This window comes from Paraburkholderia sp. FW306-2-2C-D06C, from assembly GCF_058781505.1.
In genome coordinates, this window is the sequence record NZ_JBYSWU010000054.1 from 1 (window position 1) to 18476 (window position 18476).

15 protein-coding genes and 1 pseudogene are annotated in these 18476 nt (G+C 61.6%); 7 read left to right on the forward strand and 9 right to left on the reverse strand.

What is annotated here, in order from left to right:
* Positions 1–499: 499 nt before the first annotated feature.
* Positions 500–814: a DUF3303 domain-containing protein gene (locus tag AC3WLT_RS29975; RefSeq protein ID WP_492595271.1), complete on the reverse strand. Its 315-nt coding sequence runs from the start codon at positions 812–814 to the stop codon at positions 500–502.
* A gap of 401 nt (positions 815–1215) precedes the next feature.
* A complete protein-coding gene (locus tag AC3WLT_RS29980; protein WP_492595272.1) occupies positions 1216–1830 on the reverse strand; it encodes a tyrosine-type recombinase/integrase in 615 nt (204 codons plus the stop codon).
* A gap of 362 nt (positions 1831–2192) precedes the next feature.
* On the opposite strand from AC3WLT_RS29980, the gene AC3WLT_RS29985 reads away from it, so the two are divergent.
* The 3 genes from AC3WLT_RS29985 (at position 2193) to AC3WLT_RS29995 (ending at position 6103) form a co-directional block, all read left to right on the forward strand.
* Positions 2193–3350, forward strand: coding sequence for a pyridoxal phosphate-dependent aminotransferase (locus AC3WLT_RS29985; protein WP_492595316.1), 1158 nt, complete (start codon positions 2193–2195; stop codon positions 3348–3350).
* A 695-nt stretch (positions 3351–4045) separates the two neighbouring features.
* The gene (locus AC3WLT_RS29990; RefSeq protein ID WP_492595273.1) at positions 4046–4870 is read left to right on the forward strand and encodes an alpha/beta hydrolase; all 825 of its coding nucleotides are present in this window, start codon (positions 4046–4048) and stop codon (positions 4868–4870) included.
* A 741-nt stretch (positions 4871–5611) separates the two neighbouring features.
* Positions 5612–6103, forward strand: coding sequence for a hypothetical protein (locus tag AC3WLT_RS29995; RefSeq protein WP_492595274.1), 492 nt, complete (start codon positions 5612–5614; stop codon positions 6101–6103).
* Positions 6104–6192: 89 nt separating this feature from the next.
* Here the strand turns inward: AC3WLT_RS29995 and AC3WLT_RS30000 are convergent, their stop codons facing one another.
* From AC3WLT_RS30000 to AC3WLT_RS30020, 5 genes are all read right to left on the reverse strand, one after another.
* Positions 6193–6675, reverse strand: a complete 483-nt coding sequence (locus AC3WLT_RS30000; protein WP_492595275.1) for an NUDIX hydrolase — start codon at positions 6673–6675, stop codon at positions 6193–6195.
* Positions 6676–6964: 289 nt separating this feature from the next.
* Positions 6965–7615, reverse strand: coding sequence for a DUF2894 domain-containing protein (locus AC3WLT_RS30005; protein WP_492595276.1), 651 nt, complete (start codon positions 7613–7615; stop codon positions 6965–6967).
* A complete protein-coding gene (locus AC3WLT_RS30010) occupies positions 7608–8255 on the reverse strand; it encodes an OmpA family protein (protein ID WP_492595277.1) in 648 nt (215 codons plus the stop codon). Before AC3WLT_RS30010 ends, AC3WLT_RS30005 begins: the two co-directional genes overlap by 8 nt.
* Positions 8252–10348: a DUF802 domain-containing protein gene (locus AC3WLT_RS30015; RefSeq protein WP_492595278.1), complete on the reverse strand. Its 2097-nt coding sequence runs from the start codon at positions 10346–10348 to the stop codon at positions 8252–8254. The genes AC3WLT_RS30010 and AC3WLT_RS30015 overlap by 4 nt, the downstream gene beginning before the upstream one ends.
* A gap of 10 nt (positions 10349–10358) precedes the next feature.
* A complete protein-coding gene (locus AC3WLT_RS30020; protein ID WP_492595279.1) occupies positions 10359–11102 on the reverse strand; it encodes a DUF3348 domain-containing protein in 744 nt (247 codons plus the stop codon).
* Between the two features lie 206 nt (positions 11103–11308).
* On the opposite strand from AC3WLT_RS30020, the pseudogene AC3WLT_RS30025 reads away from it, so the two are divergent.
* From AC3WLT_RS30025 to AC3WLT_RS30035, 3 genes and pseudogenes are all read left to right on the forward strand, one after another.
* A pseudogene (locus AC3WLT_RS30025) lies at positions 11309–11404 on the forward strand (thioredoxin); the annotation flags it as partial.
* Positions 11405–11745: 341 nt separating this feature from the next.
* On the forward strand, positions 11746–12972 hold the full coding sequence (locus tag AC3WLT_RS30030; RefSeq protein ID WP_492595280.1) for an acyltransferase family protein: 1227 nt from the start codon (positions 11746–11748) through the stop codon (positions 12970–12972).
* Between the two features lie 754 nt (positions 12973–13726).
* Entirely contained in the window at positions 13727–15916 is a 2190-nt protein-coding gene (locus AC3WLT_RS30035; protein WP_492595281.1) for a LamG-like jellyroll fold domain-containing protein, read from the forward strand.
* Between the two features lie 126 nt (positions 15917–16042).
* Here the strand turns inward: AC3WLT_RS30035 and AC3WLT_RS30040 are convergent, their stop codons facing one another.
* Complete coding sequence (locus AC3WLT_RS30040; protein WP_492595282.1) at positions 16043–16858, reverse strand: COG4705 family protein; 816 nt, start codon at positions 16856–16858, stop codon at positions 16043–16045.
* 631 nt (positions 16859–17489) lie between these two features.
* Here AC3WLT_RS30040 and AC3WLT_RS30045 point away from each other — a divergent pair.
* Positions 17490–17756, forward strand: coding sequence for a hypothetical protein (locus AC3WLT_RS30045; RefSeq protein ID WP_492595283.1), 267 nt, complete (start codon positions 17490–17492; stop codon positions 17754–17756).
* A gap of 131 nt (positions 17757–17887) precedes the next feature.
* Here the strand turns inward: AC3WLT_RS30045 and AC3WLT_RS30050 are convergent, their stop codons facing one another.
* Positions 17888–18472 carry a fasciclin domain-containing protein gene (locus AC3WLT_RS30050; RefSeq protein WP_492595284.1) on the reverse strand — a complete coding sequence of 195 codons (585 nt, stop codon included), beginning with the start codon at positions 18470–18472 and terminating at the stop codon, positions 17888–17890.
* Positions 18473–18476 lie beyond the last annotated feature (4 nt).

Below are 18476 nucleotides of genomic sequence, written 5' to 3' on the forward strand. Positions count from 1 at the left end.
CGATTATCGACTTCTCGCAAACTCGCTTTCTACGACCGACAGCGATTATCGAATGGAAGGAGACGGCAGAACCCGGGCAACTGAACTCCCGCACCCATTGCGGCCCGTCGACCCAGCGCGGCATCTTCGGTGGCTTTCAAGGTACAACGGCCGTTCGTCGACCCGCACAGGGAGACGGGAGTTCGGCCTTAGCCGACGTTCACGTGTCGCCGCACGTGAGGCGGCTTCAGGTTCCTTTTCTGCCATTCGAACCTACGCGACCGCGAATGTCGGGTTTCGCGGATAGCGGATGCGTACTCTCGACCCGCTGCCGCCGTTCATCCTTCCCTGAAGCGGACGCTTACGGTCAACGACGGCCCGCGGGTGCAGGCCGTTGGCCGTCCGACTGAGCGGGGGTTAGCCCGCGGCTCGGCGGCAGTGCCAGGACGCTGGCCACCTCAAAAAGGAGGACCGTGCCTCGGGTTCACTCGCCGTGAAGGCGACATGATCCTCTCGGATGTCACTTGCTTTTCAGTCCGTCTCGCCAGGCGATCGCTTCGAGTTCGACCCGGACCGCGTCCTCGACGGCAACTACGGGGTGCGCCCGAAATTCAAATGCAGGGAATGTCGAGCAAACTTTGTGAACCGCCAACGGATCGTCGCAGTCAACCAACATGTGCCCACCCCACTCTCCCACACGCACCACGAAAAACTCGATCTTGAAGTTGTCTGGCGCCTTCCACTGACCAAACACATCAAGGATTCGCTTCTGGGCATTCTCGTACTCTACAGGCGAACCTTGTGTGCGTTCGAACCAGCTAATCATGTACTTCATTGCCATCCCCTTTTAAACATTGATGTCGCCAGGACGCTTGCCGTTTGGACGGGCTAGCGAATCAGCAAGCTACAACTGGAGCAGCGGCGACGAATGCCCATTGCTTTTGGCCCTTCTTATGCACCGCTTCAAAGCGGCCAATGAGGGTCGTTTTACGTGTTCAGAACCGGACGTCAACGTACGACGATGACCAGCGACGGCGGCCCCGCAACCGTGCTTCAAACGACGACGGCGTTGGTCCGATCGCCATCAAGTCAGCTTAGCTCATCGCCAAAGGAATTCGATGGAAATGTAACTGCGAGCGGCAGTTCATGGCCGGTTGCGCACGAATAGGGCCGCGCCAGAAAGCGGCCGCACGAACCCGTACGAAGCATCGTTTCGTGCGGCCAGCACCGGCCGCGCTAGATTTCAGTCTGCTCTGAGATCTCAGGCGCGTCGTCGACTTCGATGCCAAGGTACCTGATTGTGCTTTCAACCTTGCTAAGGCCGAGCAACAATTGGACGGCCCTGAGGTTCTTCGTGCGTTTGTAAATCAAAGTTGCCTTGGTACGGCGCATGGGATGTGTGCCGTAGACCGTCGGGTCAAGCCCCGCCGCGCCCGCCCATAGATGAATCATCCGGGCATATTGCCTGATTGAAAGGTGTGGAGACGCCGATAGTCGACTGGGGAAAAGATACTGCTCCGGCCTCAAAGCAGCCTTCTCAAGCCACGCTCCGACCGCCAACCGAGTCGGCTCGGTCAGTTCGAGTTGTACGGGTCGCTGCGTTTTTCGCCGAACGATCAGCGCCCGCGGTAATAGCTCATTGCCGTGAGTGACATCGCGGACTCGCAGACTGACAAGGTCACAACCGCGCAGTTTGCTGTCGATTGCAAGGTTGAATAAGGCGAGATCGCGGACAGCATGAGCGTTCTGAAGGTAGATCCGGATGGCCCAAACGTCCTTGGGCCTCAGCGGCGGCTTCTGCCCAATCAACTTGCCTTTGTTCCACGCCTCACGAGTTTGTTCGGTCTTCATGACAGACTCCCACAGGGATGATGGGAGTTCGATTGGGTTACCCGCCCCCGGCTGTCCGCTTACGGTGGATTCCCCGGAGGCTCACAGCCGGGCCACTTTCGGACGTTGGCCCTCGCGCCCGAAAGCGGACAAACAGCGCCCGGCGGCGGCGCAGCGCTCTCGCTGCGCCGCTCCACAGCTCGGCAGCCTGCTGCCAGGGGTTCACATTGCCGTAGCGATGCGGATTGGTGCGGCTTCGTGAAAGTGTTGAATTGAACGCCGGGATCCCGTTCGCCCAGACGTGCCACGGATGACGCATGGCAGACCTTTCCACTGGGGAGCTTCTCGCGCTTTAATGAACTGGTATGGACAAGGAGAACAGCATGGCCGTCACACGCTTGCAGAACATCCCAGGTATCGGGGTCGACAGGATGGCCGAAACCGCGGACTCGATGCGCAATGCCAACATCCTGCGGCTCGAGAATCTGGACACCGACCTGCGGCCGCCACCCGCGGCGATCCGGCGCACGCACGAAGCAATCGACGACGATGCCGCCAACAGCTATTTGCCGTTCATGGGTCAGCGTGCGCTGCGCGAAGCCGCAGTCGAGCGGGTCCGACGGTTTTCCGGCGTCGTCTATGACCCGGATACCGAGTGCATCATCTCTGCGGGTGGGCTGGCAGGGATCCTGAATGTCCTGTTATCGACGCTTGAAGCCGGGGACGAGGTTGTACTTACCGATCCGACTTACGCTGGCCTGATCAATCGCGTGTATCTGGCAGGTGGCGTGCCGAGATTTGCACAGCTCGCGCCGGGAGTCGACGGATGGCGACTCGACTTGGAGAGCCTGGCGAGCGTGATCAGTCCTCGCACACGGGCCTTGCTCATCATGTCGCCTTCGATGCCGACTGGTTTCGTCGTGTCGGCGGCGGAATGGGATGAGATCGCCCGGCATTGCGAGCGCGCCGGTGCGTGGCTGGTCTATGACGCTGCCATGGAGAGAATCCTGTTTGACGGCCGGAAGGTCGTCCACCCTGTTTCCCTGCCTGGTATGCGCGAGCGGACCATCACCGTGGGCTCGGTTTCCAAGGAATATCGGATGATCGGTTGGCGAGTCGGTTGGATAGTCGGGCCAGCACAGCTTATGGCCGATGTGCGACTGACCAGTTTGTCAAACGTCGTTTGTCAGGTCGGCATCGCCATGCCGGGCGCCATGGCCGCACTGAATGCCGACGACGATGGCGTGGCCGCGGCGACTGCGGAGTGGGAAGCCCGCCGCAATGCGCTACTGACCGCGCTGGCGGACCTCCCCGTGATGCGACCGGACGGCGGGTGGTCGCTGCTGATCGATACGCAGCGGCTTGGTCTTGAACCAGCCGAAGCGTCAAGGCGCTTGCTCGCCCGAGGCAAGGTGGCCGCCACACCGATGGACAACTGGGGGCCAAGCGGCAGTCGATACCTGCGCTTTGTATTTGCAAACGAACCCGTCCAGCGCCTGGCCGAAATTCGCGAGCGGATTCGCCTGTCCTGGGAGCTTTGATACGTACAGGTAGGATGAAACGCTGAGGCAATGGTGTGCCGAAAACGGCATCGAGATTCTTGAGACGTGACCGGCCGCTTTGTCAGGCGACAAGATGTCTGGCCGCACGGGTTACTTAGGGAATTCAGGCGCCGCCGTGACAAAGAATCACCGAGCGTATCCGCTCCGAGTCGAATCAGAACTCGCCGGTCCCAATTGTCGGCAATCGGCCAATTTGAGTCACCCGCCAGCGTCCCACGAACGACCGCTCTCTAGTCGGCACGCGACGACCGTGGAATCGGTTGAAGCCGTTGTGCCGCCAGACGGAGGTAAGCGAAGTCGACGCCAGACGGCTCAGCAACTTCTCGCCGGCCATGGAGCACAGCCTGTGCGTGGTGGTCGGCGGAACGCTCTCTGCGCCGCCAGTCTTCTGGGCGGTGCTGCACGAGCTTCTCTCGAAGAAGCGGCTGCGTCCGGTCCCGCGGTGATCAGCTCGCCGGCTCGCTCGTGCTATATCTCAATAGCGATTTGCGCCGCGATGGGCTAACCTCTGAACGGGCGAGATGATCAAAGCGCCGTGATCCTTCCGGGGAGGCGATATGAAGCACCGCGGGTTTGCTTGGGTTGTCGTTGTGTCCGGCTGCGTCGCAATCAACCAGGTTGCGCAAGCCGAGCCGCCCCCAGACGTCTCACCAAAACTAGCAACCATCGGACGCGTGATCGACCCTGTCGCGACGCGTGCGCTCTACGCACCTCAGTTGAAAGCTCAGTCCTATGCGGGCGTACGTGTCACGCGAGACGCGAGCTATGGTCCGGACGACAAGCAACGTCTCGACACGTTCGTGCCCGAAGCCGCTCCATCGTCGCCGCGCGCCGTGATGATCTTCGTGCACGGTGGCGGCTATGTCCTCGGCGACAAGCATGCGCCCGACAGCCCGTTCTACGACAACATCATGCTCTGGGCCGCGAATCACGGGATGATCGGAGTGAACGTGAACTATCGGCTGGCTCCTCAAAACCGCTGGCCATCGGGCGCGGAAGACTTGGGGCTCGCGGTACGCTGGGTGCAACAGAACATCGCGGCGCAAGGCGGCGCTCCATCGCGGATATTTCTGGTCGGCCATTCGTCCGGGGCGTCGCACGTAGCCAGCTATGTCGCGCAGCCGCGCTTTTACGGACCACAGGGTGTCGGGCTGGCGGGCGTCGCCCTGATATCGCCCGGCATCATCGATCCAGCCCGTGCCAAAGGACCGGCGCGCGACGCGTATTTCGGCGAAGACGCGAGCGTGTATGCGGAGCGCTCGTCGCTGCCCGGCATGCTGAGCACGCCGCTGCCGATCATGGTGACAATGGCCGAGTTCGATCCGCCCGAAATTGAGGGTTACGCAACGCACCTGAGGGCCGCGCTATGCGATGCAAAGCGCTGCCCGACGTGGGCACGCTTCGCGGGACACAATCACATGTCCGTGGTCGACTCGTTCAACACCGCCGACGATGAAGTCGGCGCGGCATTGCTCGCATTCATGCAGGCGAGCCGATAGCGCTTTACTTGCAGCGGCTTGCATCTGCCCGCTCCTGCCTGCTTTTGCCTGCCTCACGGGTCATGCTCCTGCCGATGCGGGGCCCGCGGCGTCAGTCTTGAGACATTCAATTCCCTGAGCCGTCCATCTTACCGACGGCTCGCTTTCGCTGAAGAGCCTTCCTGCTGGAATCGGGCACCGAACTGGCACCCAATACCAACAGCACGCAGAGCGGCTCCTTGATGCCTTGTCCGACGTAGCGACCGGACAGAGGTCTATATTCGTCGCCGCGCCCGTGGCAGCCGTGACCAGCACGAACGGCCGAAATCCGCGACAAAGTCGACATCCAATGGCGCTTAACGAGCGACCGAGACGGGTCGGGAGTGTGAGTTCGCTGATGCAGAAAGCTGCCGTCCGTCTCCTTGACGCAGCCCGTCAGCAATCCGCCACATTGCTGACGTACAAGTCAGCCCGCCCCAATGTCGGCAATGGCCGAACTCCCGTCTCCCTATGCGAGTCGACGAACGGCCGTTGTACCTTGAAAGCCGCCGTAGATGTCGCGCTGGCTTGACGGGCGCGGTCGGCGCGATGCGTGCTGAAAACCGCTCTGACGCGTACACCGGCTAGCGATTGCAGGATTTCTGTTTCTTCGCTTCAGTGCGGCGCACCAGGTAACGATAGAAAGACGGCGGGACCTGTCCGACGGGATAATTGCGATAAACGGTATATACTGTTTATACCATTAAAAACGTAGAGGTTCACATGACCGCTCCCATTACCCAGAAGCCCAGCAAGAAAACATTCCACTTCCCGACGAATTCGAATAGCGTTGCATCAGGCGATGACAAAGCCGTTGCCCCTGCGGAGCAACCGGTTGCGCAGAAGCCTGCCGCTGCGAAGAAGGCCGCCGCTGCGAAAAAGCCCGCTACGACGAAAAAGTCCGCCACGACCAAGGCCGCGAAATCAAAACGCCCGGTGGCTGAGGAGGCCGCACCGGCCAGCGCTCCCGCAGAGGCAAAAGTGAAGCGCGCAAAGAAAGAGAAAGTCGTGCGCGACAGCTTCACCATGCCAAAATCCGACTACGAAAAAATCGCGGCGCTGAAGCAGAAGTGTCTGGATGCCGGCGTTTCCGTCAAGAAGAGTGAGCTGTTGCGTGCAGGGCTGCTGATGCTGGAGTCCGCCGCACCGAAACAACTTGTAGCCGCGGTGTCATCAGTGGAAGCAGTGAAGACGGGGCGACCTGCAAAGGGATAAAAGCTGCGTCGACGGCACATGCGCGAAGGGCTGGTTTTGCCCCCGCGCTAATCATCCGTTCCAAAGTGCGGGGCGACTGCCTGGCGGTGTCAGCCTTTGGCGTTCATGAAGGAAGGCGGGCCCTGATTGCTCCCTTCCTGTAGTGCGAGCCTGAGGTTCTGCACGAACGACTGTGCTCGCTCGCGGCGGTTTTGCAGCCGTAGAGGGCGGCGAGTATCCATGGCCAGCAGACCCACGATGCCCTTGGTGGACACACTGGTGGCGAGCTTCGGGACATCCGTCACCTTGGCCCACCAGCAATGGGCAATCTCGTTGCTGGGCACCGGGAATTGCCCCTGCGCAACCTCAGCCACAAAAACGTGATGGCGGGTATGCGCGCCGGCAAATTCGAACATGAATTTCAAGGCACCCGCACGAAGGCAGGTTTCCTCGAACAACTCGCGCAACGCAGCATCTTCCAGCGTTTCCCCCACTTCCGGTTTGCCGCCCGGCAGCGACCATCTACTTTGTTCCCGGCCTACCAGCAGAACTCGCGTTCCTTGCTGGCACACGACCGTCGCGCGCTGTTTCATGAAGTCTCGTCCATTCCTGCCGGGCGTCGGGCGGTGATGACGGAAGGCACGCCAGAATGCGATCTCAGGCTCCCCGGCTCCACGAGTACTCGCTTCTGGTCCGGCCACGCCGACTGCCCGGCTCGGCTGATTCATCAAGCGATGTTGATTTTTCGGTGTGACAGGTTTGTGACGGCACGCAACGATTGCCGATGAAAAACGGCTATTGCGGAGCAACAGCCTGCAAACCAACAGCAGCGAGATGATGAGGGCTTCGGTCCTCGCGGGAATGGGTGCCGCACTGACGGCGCTAGCGTGCTTTGCCCCGGGCGCTCTTCCTGGCGCTCCCGACGCGAGGCGCATCTTTACCCGCCACGGCGCCGCCGTTCATCTGCTCCATCCACGACAAAGCGTCGACATACGACAGAAACTGCTGGAGATACCCAGGCGACAGCTCGCGCATCAACGAGAGCGACCGATGCACGAGGCTGCTCGAGTTGAGCGGACCGGCATTCCCCGGCACCTGCTCCAGCGACTGCCGCAACTGCCTCTGGGTGCTGAGCCTGGACCAGATGTCTCTGAAGTAATCGAGCCCCTCCAGTTCCGGATAGGAGGGGCGCCGCGGCGCGGCGTTGGCCGCCGCGAGGCCGTCGCCATCCATAGGCGCGTGGCTGGTAATGTGATCGATCAGTCCGGCGAGCGCTCCGCGAGCGGGCTCGCCTGACGATGAAGCGCCGCCGGCGTCGCCAGGCCTGGGGCCGGCGCGCTCGAGATCGTCGGCATAGGCTGCTAGCAGTTTGGACAGCCTGTCGTCCAGGATGCGCCGCGCCTCGCCGCTGTGGCCGGCCGCCCGCCGATCCAGCGCCTCGATGAAATGAAAGCGGACCGGATCCAGGCGATCGGCGCCGTGCTCGCGCCATGCGTCGAGCGTCGCCCGGGCGTGTGTCACGCCACTAGTCATGGGACTTCACCGTTGCAGTCGACGGCCTCGGGACAGGCGCGATTTCCACTCGCCGGTTCCTGGCTCGTCCGGCGTCGTCGGTATTCGAGCTGACGGGCTGCCCGGAGCCGAACGCAGCCGCGAATACCGAGGAGGCGGGCACGCCTTCGTCGATCAACGCACGCGTCACCGTCAACGCGCGCTGCGCCGACAGCTCCCAGTTGTCGGCAAAGCGGCGGTTGCCGTCCCGCACCTGGCGGTCGTCGGTAAAGCCGCTCACCATCAGGATTTCGTCGCGGGCCTTGAGATACCCGGACAGGGGCCCGGCCAGGCTCTTCAGCACTTCCCGGCCTGCGGGCTGCAATTGATCGGAGTTCAGCGCGAACAGCACGCTGCCGCTGATGCCGATGCGCCCGTTGACCAGCGTCACCCGGCCCGCCGCCAGCGGCCCTGCCAGCGCCTGCTCCAGGCTCTTGCGGCGCTGCGTTTCCATCTGCCGCTGCTTGACCTCTTCATCCAGCCTCGTCGAGAGTTCCAACTGCACGCCGATGATGCCCACCAGGATCAGCACGAAGGCGCCCAGCAGCACCGACATCAGGTCGCCGAATACGGCCCATATCGGCGCCGTTGTCTCCACACCGCCGTCGATTTCCTCGCTCATGCCGCTTCGGCTCCGGCGGACGCCCGCTGGCCGGCGAGCTGTTGCAGGTCTTCGACGATCTGCTTCTGCGACCTCATGCTCAGGTCGACGACTTCCCTCGCCTGCGCCACGTAATAGGCAAGCTGTTCGTCGCTGCGCGCGAGGGACTTGTCCAGCGCAGCTTCGATACGCTGCAGGTGGGCCACCAGCTTGTCGTTCGACTCGCCGAACAACTGGACGGCCACACCGAATGCTTCGCCGAGGCTCGCCACTTCGACGGCGCTGCCGGTGACTTGCGCGGCAACGGCGCCCAGCTTGCCGGTCTCGAGCTCGACCTTGTCGGTGAACTGGGTGCCGACACGCTCCAGCAGATCCGCCGACGTCGCGACCAGCGCGTCGACGGCCGACCGCTGCTCGGTGGACGCATGGTTCACAGCATCGAGCAGCGTTTCCAGCGTGGCCAGCAGGCGGCTGCGCTCCTCCAGCATCGCGGTGTCGCGAACCATGCTGTCAGAGAGCTTCTGACGCAGTTCGGCGACGACTTCGGCCGCGGCCTTGGGCGCTTCCGAGGCGGCTTGCACGAGGCGGGAGATCTCCACGATCGTGTCGCTCGCGTGAGCCTGCGTCTGTGCCGAGATATCGCGTGCGGTCTGCGCGAGCGTCTCGCAAATCTCCTGCTGCCGGCTCGCGGTACGCGTGCCCGCCTGCTCCCACTCCTTGCTCAGCGTCGCGGCGATCGAACCGAGCGTTTCGGTCCAGCCCGCGAGGCGCTGCTGGTCGCGCGCCGCCAATTCCGCCTGCAAGTCGGCATGCGATTGGCTCACGCCGCTTAGCAGCGACGCCGAATGCTGCTCGAAGGTCGCAGTGGCCGCCGCCAGGGCTTGCTGGTTGTCGCCCGCCAGTTTCTCGCCGACGCGCTCTTGCCGCGACAACGCCTCGCCCCACGCCTGCGCCACACTGCCGGCCGCGGCTTCCAGGCGCGCGGAGACGCCCTCCAGCAAGCCGGCCGAGCGTTGTACGAAAGTCTCGTTGAATCGGTCCAGCGAGGCGCGCAGGTCCTGGGCAAGCACTTCGCTCGATCGCTGGTGTTCGCCCAATGCCCGGTTCCAGATATCCGCCACGGTCGTCGTAGTCGTCTCGAAACCGGTCGACAGCCCGTCCAACTGACGCTGCACGGCGTGCGTGACGGTCTCATGCAACGAGGCCGACTCGCGCGCGAGACCCGCCATCGTGGCCTGCATGACCGGCTGCAACGCCGCGCCGGCGACGCGGGCGCTTTCGGCGACGCTCTCCTTCAACGACTGCTCCACGGAGGCAGCAAGGCGCGTGTAGGCGGCCTCCGCCTTGCCATGGAAGACGTCCTGGCTGGCGATCTGCCGCTCGTTCAAGGTGAGGCCCTGTTGCTCGATGGCCGCCATCATCGTCTGTAGCCGATCGACCAGAGCGGGCATCACCTCGGCCTGCCGCTGGAGGAGCTTGAAGGTTTCCTCGCGCTGATGGGTCTGCGAGTAGATGCGCAAGGTCGTCGCGATCTTCACGTCGAGCAACTGCGCCGCCTGAATCCGCTCGCGTCGGCACAACGCGGAAAGCAGCCCGAGCATGGCGGAGGTGGCCACGCCCGCAATCGAGGTGCCGAACGCAAATCCCAGCCCCTTGACCGGTGCGGCCAGCGAAGCGCGGATAGCCTGCAAGTCCGTCGCGCTTTCCAGCGCCATCCCGGTGCCCCTGAGGGTCGCCACCATGCCCAGCAGCGTACCCAGCATGCCCAGCAAGACCAGCAGGCCGACCAGATACGGCGTCAGCGCCGGCCCCGGCAAAGCCACGCGCTCACCCTCGGTGCGCAGGCGCGCCGCATTGCGCAGGCTGGGATGCAAGCGGTCGAGCCAGGCGTCAAGGCTCGGCGGTGGTACGGACAGCGCCGTGACGGCGCTCGCCAGGGTGGAAGTCGCCTGGCTGTAGCGTCGCAACTCGAGCGCGCCGGCCAGATAGCAAACGCCAACCAGCATCGTGACGGCCAGCGCCAGCGGGTTCGAGCCGGCGTAGCCGGCGCCGATCCAGCACACAGCGGCCAGACCTGCCAGAAAAACAACGAGATTAAGAAGATGTCTGGACATAGTGTCCCAGTTAGCTGGTGCGAAGGGCCGCGAGCAACCCTTCGACCGGTTGAAAACGAAGATCCAGTTCGGCGAGCAACACGCTCTGCATATCCTTGCGGAACACGTCGAGCCATGCGCCGGGCGTGACCGCCGCGGCATCGCCCGAAGCTCGAGCGTCGGCCAGCGTGTCCTGCCCGGCCCGGCGCAAACGCTCGAAGTGCGCTGCAAGGAGCCCCGGCACAGCGGCCAGCAGGTTCTGCTCGCGCGAACTCAGCGCTCGCTCCATGACGGCATCCATTACCGCGAGCCGGGTCATGGCGGGCGTCCTGGCGGCCAGCATTTGCCGCAGACGGCCTCGCAGATTGCCAATACCCGTCTCCATCTCCTGCTGCAAGGAGAGATAGCGTTGACGAAAAACCGCGTAATCGACCGCTGCATCCATGGGGGCGCCCTGGACGGGCGCTTGCGCCGGCCCGCGCCGTCTGGCGCCGGCGAACGCACTGTCGCCAGCGATGGCATGTGCCAACGAGGTGCGCACGCGGTCGCACTCGTTCTCTTCAGCGCTGCCGAAGGCGCGCGCGCCGGATGCTGCGGCAGGCGGACTGCCGTTGAGCGCGCTCGACAACGCGATGGCGTCGGTCCAGCCGAGCCATTGGCTCAGCCGGTCCGAGAGCGATTGCGTGGATTCGGGAACGTCGGCGTCCGTCAGGCGAGCCAGTAAGCGAATGAGCGTCGGACCGCTGAAAGCTGTGCGCTGCGGGGCTTGCACCATACCACCAAAGTCAAAAAAGTCAGCAGTTTACACGCCGCCGGGCTGAAGACTGCCGCTTCTTGATTAGTGGGATGGGTGAACGCGGAATTTCAGGCTGCTGGTGGCATAGCTCCACGATTTGTATCGCAATGCATCCACGCGCCGAATAGATACAAAACATTGCGCATTCGAATCCCAATCGACACACACGAGATACATCCAGACGAGACAGGAAAGGACAGATCGTCTATAGCCACTTCGGCGAAGGCGATTACGCTCAGACCGAAGCGGCAATCCAGAAGCTGGTCGCTCAGAAGGAATAACGCGTGTGGCCGGTGGGCTGGCCCACAGAATTCCAAACGTTTGGGGAAGCAACCCCATTGACGACCCATACTCGGGTCTATAAAACGGAGACAGCGAGGGGAAAACTGAGCCTCTCGACCGCGTTCCACAAAGAGAACGCGGCTCTCTTTGCGTACCCAGGAAGGAAGCCTATACACAGCGCGGCCAACGCGCTGTCCTACTGCATGCGAGTGGAGCCGGTGAACGCGGTCACGGCGGGCAGACGATCGCTGCTTCGGTCGAGCACCGCTCTCGCTTGGCCCGTTCCACGAGACCGGAGACGCCCATGATCGGTTACTCCCCCGCCTTACCGAGCATCGTCTTGCTGGCGACCACGTTCTGGATATTTCAGCTCTGGCAAGCGCGGTCGAACGCCGCGCCGGCGAGTTCGCCGCCTGCACGCAACGCCGCGATAAATGGATTGCGCGCCTTTCTTGCGATCAATGTCGCCGTCAGTCACTTGCTGCGCACCCACAAAGCCATCGAGACGGGCGAATGGGAAGGCATGATCGGCTATTTCGAGTCGTTCCCACTCTTTTTTATGATCACAGGGTTCGTCTTTTGGGAAAAGGTCCTTCAGGCCGGCATCAAGACCGATTGGTTGCGGTTGTATATCGCGCGTCTGTTTCGCATTGGTCCGATGTATTTGTTCGTTGTCAGCATCATGCTGCTTGTCGTCTTTGCGCGCACCGGCTTCATACTGCGCGAGCCGGCAAGCAGCGTCGCCTACCAGGTGCTGTGCTGGCTCGGCGTGGGGATCGTCGACGTGCCGCATACGGTGAACGGCCACCCGAGGGCCGATCTGATTTTGGCCGGCGTAACGTGGACATTGCGTTGGGAGTGGCTCTTCTACGCGTGCCTGCCAGTGCTGGCCCTGCTATCCGGAAAGAAGACCCGCGTGCTCTTCCCATTGCTGGCCCTGACCGTCTGCCTGCTGGTCGCGGGGCTGACGAGCCACAAGACGATGCCCATGTTCGCCTCGCTGTACCTTGCCGGCATGAGCGCCGCGTCACTTCATCATACGGGCCACCGGATTCATCTCGACGACCGCGCTACGTCGTCTGCCGCTTTGTTGCTGCTTGCCGCAATGTTTGCTGCGCCACATGCATTCCAAACACTGTCCCCGATGTCTGTCGCGTACTATTCGCTCCTCTTCTATCTGATCAGCTCCGGCACCACCCTATTCGGCTTACTGACGAGCCGGTCCGTGCAGATGCTGGGACAAGCGAGCTATAGCATCTACCTAGCCCAGGGGCTGTTCCTCACGCTGTTCTTTTCCATTCCCGCAATCCGCTCGTTCGCATTCGCCAGCATGCCGGCATTCTGGCTTGTCGGTCTTGCCTATGTCGTTCTGCTCTGTGCGAGCGCATCGCTTACGTATCGATTCATCGAATCGCCATGCATCTTGTTCGGCAAGACGCTAAGCACCTCAGCGCGCCTGCCGGGGCGGCTGCGTCAGCGGGAGATCGACCGCGATGCGTCGCCGCGCCACGACGAGTTGCGCGGCGAGCACGACAGACTCTCGCGGGCGACCGGGTCGGAAAGTTGACGCGCGCTTTATTCGCTGATTTCCGCGAGCCTATTCCTCAGGCTCGCTCACTCTATGAACATTTCTTTGTAAATAAATCCTGATTTTTTTATAAGGATTTCCTTTCCTATTCATAGACCATTGCTGGAGCTTGCTTTACATCCAGCGCCTTACCTGAAACCGATGAAATAACACCTGCTTCCGCTCTTCAGAATGACTGGACGTGGCCGTATACCATGGAGGATCGTGGATCATCAGCAGCCGCCGCCATCCGCGCTCGTCACGGCTTGATTCTGGCGGCACAGCTATGTCTGATCTTCGGAACACCTGTCGAAATCGCTTGATCCGATGCGATATCGGCAACCTTAAATGATCGAAATGAATCAACCGGTATTCGCATTCAGATTCGACGTCGCAGCGCAAAAGCGTATCGGGACGAGCCATCCGGCAAAACAGAAAGCCTTGCCGGGCACTGAACGCGCGTATCAAAAACTGGGTGAAGCCAACAGGGTTCACTGAACTGCAACAGACAAACAGGCCGTGATGATTTTGTTCGCCGCTTGGTACGGGCGAGGAACGTTGCGGCCTCGAGAGCAAACGTTTGCCAACTATCGGCGACGTCCGGAATCGTTACGTGGATCAACCGCCGGGCGCGTCCCATTCAGAGATGGAGCAAGGTATGAAAAGATCGAAATCTAGCAAATTCGATGTGCAACGAGCTCACGTGAATCCAGACACTCCTGAAACATTGTCTGGACAAGCGGATTCCTTCGCGATGCAGGCACACATTGCTGAAGGCATTTCGCGTCGTACATTCCTTTACAGCCTCGGTGCGTTGGCGCTGTCCGCCTGCGGCGGTGGCGGCAACGCCGAAGCATCGTCCGGGTCATCGCTTGCGGCGGCCGCGTCGCGCGCGGCGGTGCTAAGCAGTTCGTCATCCGGCACGTTCGTCCATCCAGGTCTGCTGCACACCCAGGCCGATTTCGACCGGATGAGCCAGAAGGTCGCGGCGAAGGCTTCGCCGTGGATCGATAGCTGGAATCTCCTGATTGCGAACAGTCATGCCAGCCTGTCCTGGACACCGCGCCCACAGGCGGTCGTCTATCGGGGTAGCGACGGGGTGCATCCGCAGAACTACGCCTTGCTGTTCAATGACGTCGCGGCGGCGTACGCCTGCGCATTGCGCTGGAAAGTCACGGGCAACACCGCTTATGCCGACAAGTCAGTGCAGATCATGAACGCCTGGTCGTCCACGTTGACCGGGATCGGCGGCGATACGAACGCCGATCTTGCGGCCGGCATCTACGGCTATGAATTCGCCAATGCCGGTGAAATCATGCGCACCTATTCAGGCTGGGCGGCCGCCGACTTCGCGCGCTTCCAGAGCATGATGCGCAACATCTTCTATCCGATCAATCACGATTTCATCAACCGGCACAACAACACCGAGGTGACTCACTATTGGGCCAACTGGGATCTGTGCAACATGGCATCGATCATGGCCATCGGCGTGCTATGCGACGATCAGGCGCTATTCGACGAGGCCGTAATCTACTTCAAGAGCGGCGCAGGCAACGGCGCGATCCAGCAAGCTGTGTACTACGTTCATCCGGGCTATCTTGGCCAATGGCAGGAATCGGGACGCGACCAGGGGCACGCCACGCTCGGCATCGCGCTCGGGGGGGCGATCTGCGAAATGGCCTGGAATCAGGGAGTAGACCTCTATGGCTACGACAACAACCGGTTCCTCATGGGCGCCGAATACGTTGCGAAGAGCAACCTGATCCAGTCGGGCACGACCTATTACACCGTGCCCTTCGTACGCTACAACAATGTCGACAACGTCAACCAGACGGGCTTTTCGACTTTGGCTCAAGGTACGGCGCGGCCTTGCTGGGCGCTGGTCTACAACCATTACGTCAACCGCAAGGGTCTGGCCGCGCCTTATACGCAGAAGTTTGCGACGCTGGTTCAGCCGGAAGGTGGCGGAGGCAACTATGGATCGGACAGCGGCGGCTACGACCAACTGGGCTATGGAACGCTGACCTGCACGCTGGACGCGATCGCAAGCGGCGCGGCGCCGAGCGCACTCAGCGCGAGCGTGAGCGCGGGGCAGGTCATCCTGTCGTGGTGGGGCACGGCGTATGCGACGAGCTATAACGTCAAGCGTGGCACTACGTCGGGCGGACCCTATACATCCATTGCGAACGGCGTCACCGATCTGCTCAGCTATACGGACCGCGGTCTTGCAGCCGGCACCTACTACTACGTCGTGACCGCGGTGACGCCGTCCGGTGAAACGGCTGCGTCGAACGTGGCCGTTGCGATCACGGCGGTGCAACTGCAGACCTGGCTGACATTCGACGAAAGCAGCGGCACGAGCGCGGCCGATTCGAGCGGGAATGGACATACCGGTACGCTGGTCGGCGGTGCGAGCCGGGCGGCCGGCAAGAAGGGCAATGCCGTGTCGCTCGACGGCAGCACGGGCTATGTGAGCCTGCCGGGCAACCTCGTGGCAGACGTGTCGGACTTCACGATCGCGGCCTGGGTCTACTTGAACGCGGCGACGACCTGGGAGCGCGTATTCGACTTCGGCTCCGGCACGGGCCGTTACATGATGCTGACGCCGCGCGCCAATAGCGGGTTCGCACGCTTCGCGATCACGCTCAACGGCGCCGCCGGCGAGCAGGGCATCGACGGCAACGTCGCGCTGCCCACGGGGCAATGGGCTCACGTCGCGGTGACCCTGTCGGGCAATGTCGGCACGCTGTACCTGAACGGCAGCGAGATCGGCTCCAACACGGCGATGTCGTTTGCGCCGTTCCGTCTGGAAAGTACGAACCAGAACTGGATCGGCCGTTCGCAGTTTTCAGCCGACCCGTATTTCAGCGGCTTGATCGACGAGTTCCGCATCTACCATAACGCGCTTAGTGCCGCGCAGATTACGGCATTGATTTCCGCGTAGCGACGGGCGAGCTGATTTCCGCGTAGCGACGGACAAGCCAGATGCCGGTGGCGCGGCATCTGGCAACGTTTGTCCTTGGCGAACATACACCGGATCGGCCGCGTCGCCAGGCAAACTCAATACCCGTCAGGCGCCCCCGTATTCGCCGCTCGCTCTCACCGGCTTTGTCCGGGTTGCCGGGCGTTGAGGAATCAGCATGACGCACGCAACAATGAAGACCAGCAATATCACCGACGCATACAGCCGGCTGACGTGCAGGCCGCCGTCGGCGACGGGTTTGTCGAGGAAATCTCCAAGCGTCGCGCCAAGCGGACGCGTCAGGATAAAGGCGGCCCAGAACAGCAGCGTGTGCGAGATACGCTTCCAGAAATAAAGACCCGCCACAATCGCCAGGCCGCCGCCGAAAATCAGCGCGCCGTACTCGTATCCGAGACCCAGGCCGCCGCGGTCCGAGCCTGCCACCCAATCGCCCAGCGCTGTACCCAGCGTCTGCGAAAACAGGATTGTGATCCAGTAGAACCACTCGGCCTTGGGCGTCGTGATGCTCTGGACCGACACACTGCCCTCCGCCTTGTACCAGATGACGAGGCTCGCAAGCAGCAGTGCGAACACGATGGCGACGCCGCCCGGATAACCTACACCCATCGATCGATCGAAGAAGTCGGCCATGGTCGTGCCGAGCGTCGTGGTCGCGACGATCGTCGCCCAATATAAGGATGGACGAAACCGCTCGGCCTTGATTTGTCCCGAAACGAGTCCGATAAAGATGACCGCAAAAATGGCCGAGCCGATCAGATAGCCCAGGTTGAGCGACATCGTCACCCAGTCGCCGCCCGTTTCTCCAAGCGTAGTTCCGGCAATCTTGACAATCCAGAAGCCCAATGTGACTTGCGGGACCTTGCTGACCGCATGTTCCAATATCTGCCGCGCGTCGTTTTTCATATTGATGAATGCCCTTGTTCAAAGTTAAACAGAAACCGTGACCAAGCATGACAGACGGTCGCTTAACGTCTGCTTAAGGAAGTCGAGGGCAGATTTCACTGGCTGCAGGAATGGCTGTTATTCCGGGCAGAGACCTATCCGTCGGGTAGGGTGAAGTCTAGCGAATGTCCGCCAGGCAGTCGCCGGCGCTTCATAGAAACCTCGGCTGGACCGAGCGCCAAAATGCATGAAATTTGGCTTATTTTTATCGCTAAAGACATTAACTATCGTAAATCGTTAGTCGGTCCTACTCTCTAATCACCTCCCATCGTGCTTCGGTCGCCGCACTCGAGGTCCTAATTGCTCACGATACCTGCGCGCGTATTCGCTGCAGTGAATTCGCCAGACCAATCAACAACTATTGCAACGTCTTGAGGGCGGCGAAGACGAAGGGCAGCCTTTGTCCGACCGCTGACTCAAACGACACGCGCCTCGCGGCCGTGAACAATCCAGCAGATTTTCCGATTGCGGCCTTGCAACGTGCGTGGATAGCAAAGCACCTCGTCATCGCTTACCCCTACACACGGACTTTTGTAAGGTCAACATGCAAGAATTCAAAAAACATTTCCGTCGGATAGGAGGGCGATGAGCCATGATGCAGCCCACCAGGAATCTGACTGAGCCAATCCTTTGTACCGACTCTACCGTGTTGTTTTCGGCGTACGGCTTCGGCTGGGGATACTGCGCCTTTGCGCTGCCTTGCGAAGTCGTTTGCGAAGAACTCGGCGCTGCGAACCGGACCCCCAGGCAATTGCTGCTCGCCTTCGAGCTTGGCAAGCATCGGCTGTTGCAGGCAGTTGAGGCGAAGGAAGCGCCAGACACCGGCGAACGTGTAACGCTGTCGGCCGCTGACCTGTAACGCAGGACTGCGGCGCCGCGACATCACGCACGGATCGCCTGCCCACGCAATACGAAGCGGACTGGCCGCCGACCTGCCACTCTAAACGCAGTCGTCGCAACAGCCAGTCCCCCGAGGTTTTCACGCGGACGTCAAGGCATCAGCACCGTGTCGACGACATGAATCACGCCGTTGGATTGCATGACGTCGCCAATCGTCACGTGTGCGATATCCCCCTTGTCGTCGGTGATAGCCCAACCTTTGCTGTCCTTACTGACGATCAGCGAATCGCCCTCGACCGTTTTCAGGTTGGCCTTGCCGCCCCCCTGTTCGACCGCCATGGCGAGGTCGTGTGCGGTGATGCGGCCCGGCACGACGTGATACGTGAGCACTTTCACGAGTGTCGGCTTGTTCTCGGGTTTGAGCAGCGTCTGGACTGTTCCGGACGGCAACGCCGCGAATGCTTCGTTGGTCGGCGCGAACACCGTAAATGGCCCCTTGCCCGACAACGTATCGACGAGACCGCCGGCCTTGACGGCCGCCACCAGCGTCGTGTGGTCCTTCGAATTCACCGCGTTATCGATGATATTTTTTGACGGATACATCGGCGCACCGCCGACTTCCACCGTGTTATCGGTGGACATCGATCCGGCCGCAGCGGCCGGCGTCACCACGCCCAAGGTCAGCGCGAGCGCGAGCATCGCGCCGATAGTCTTCATATCGTTGCAGGATTGCATTTCG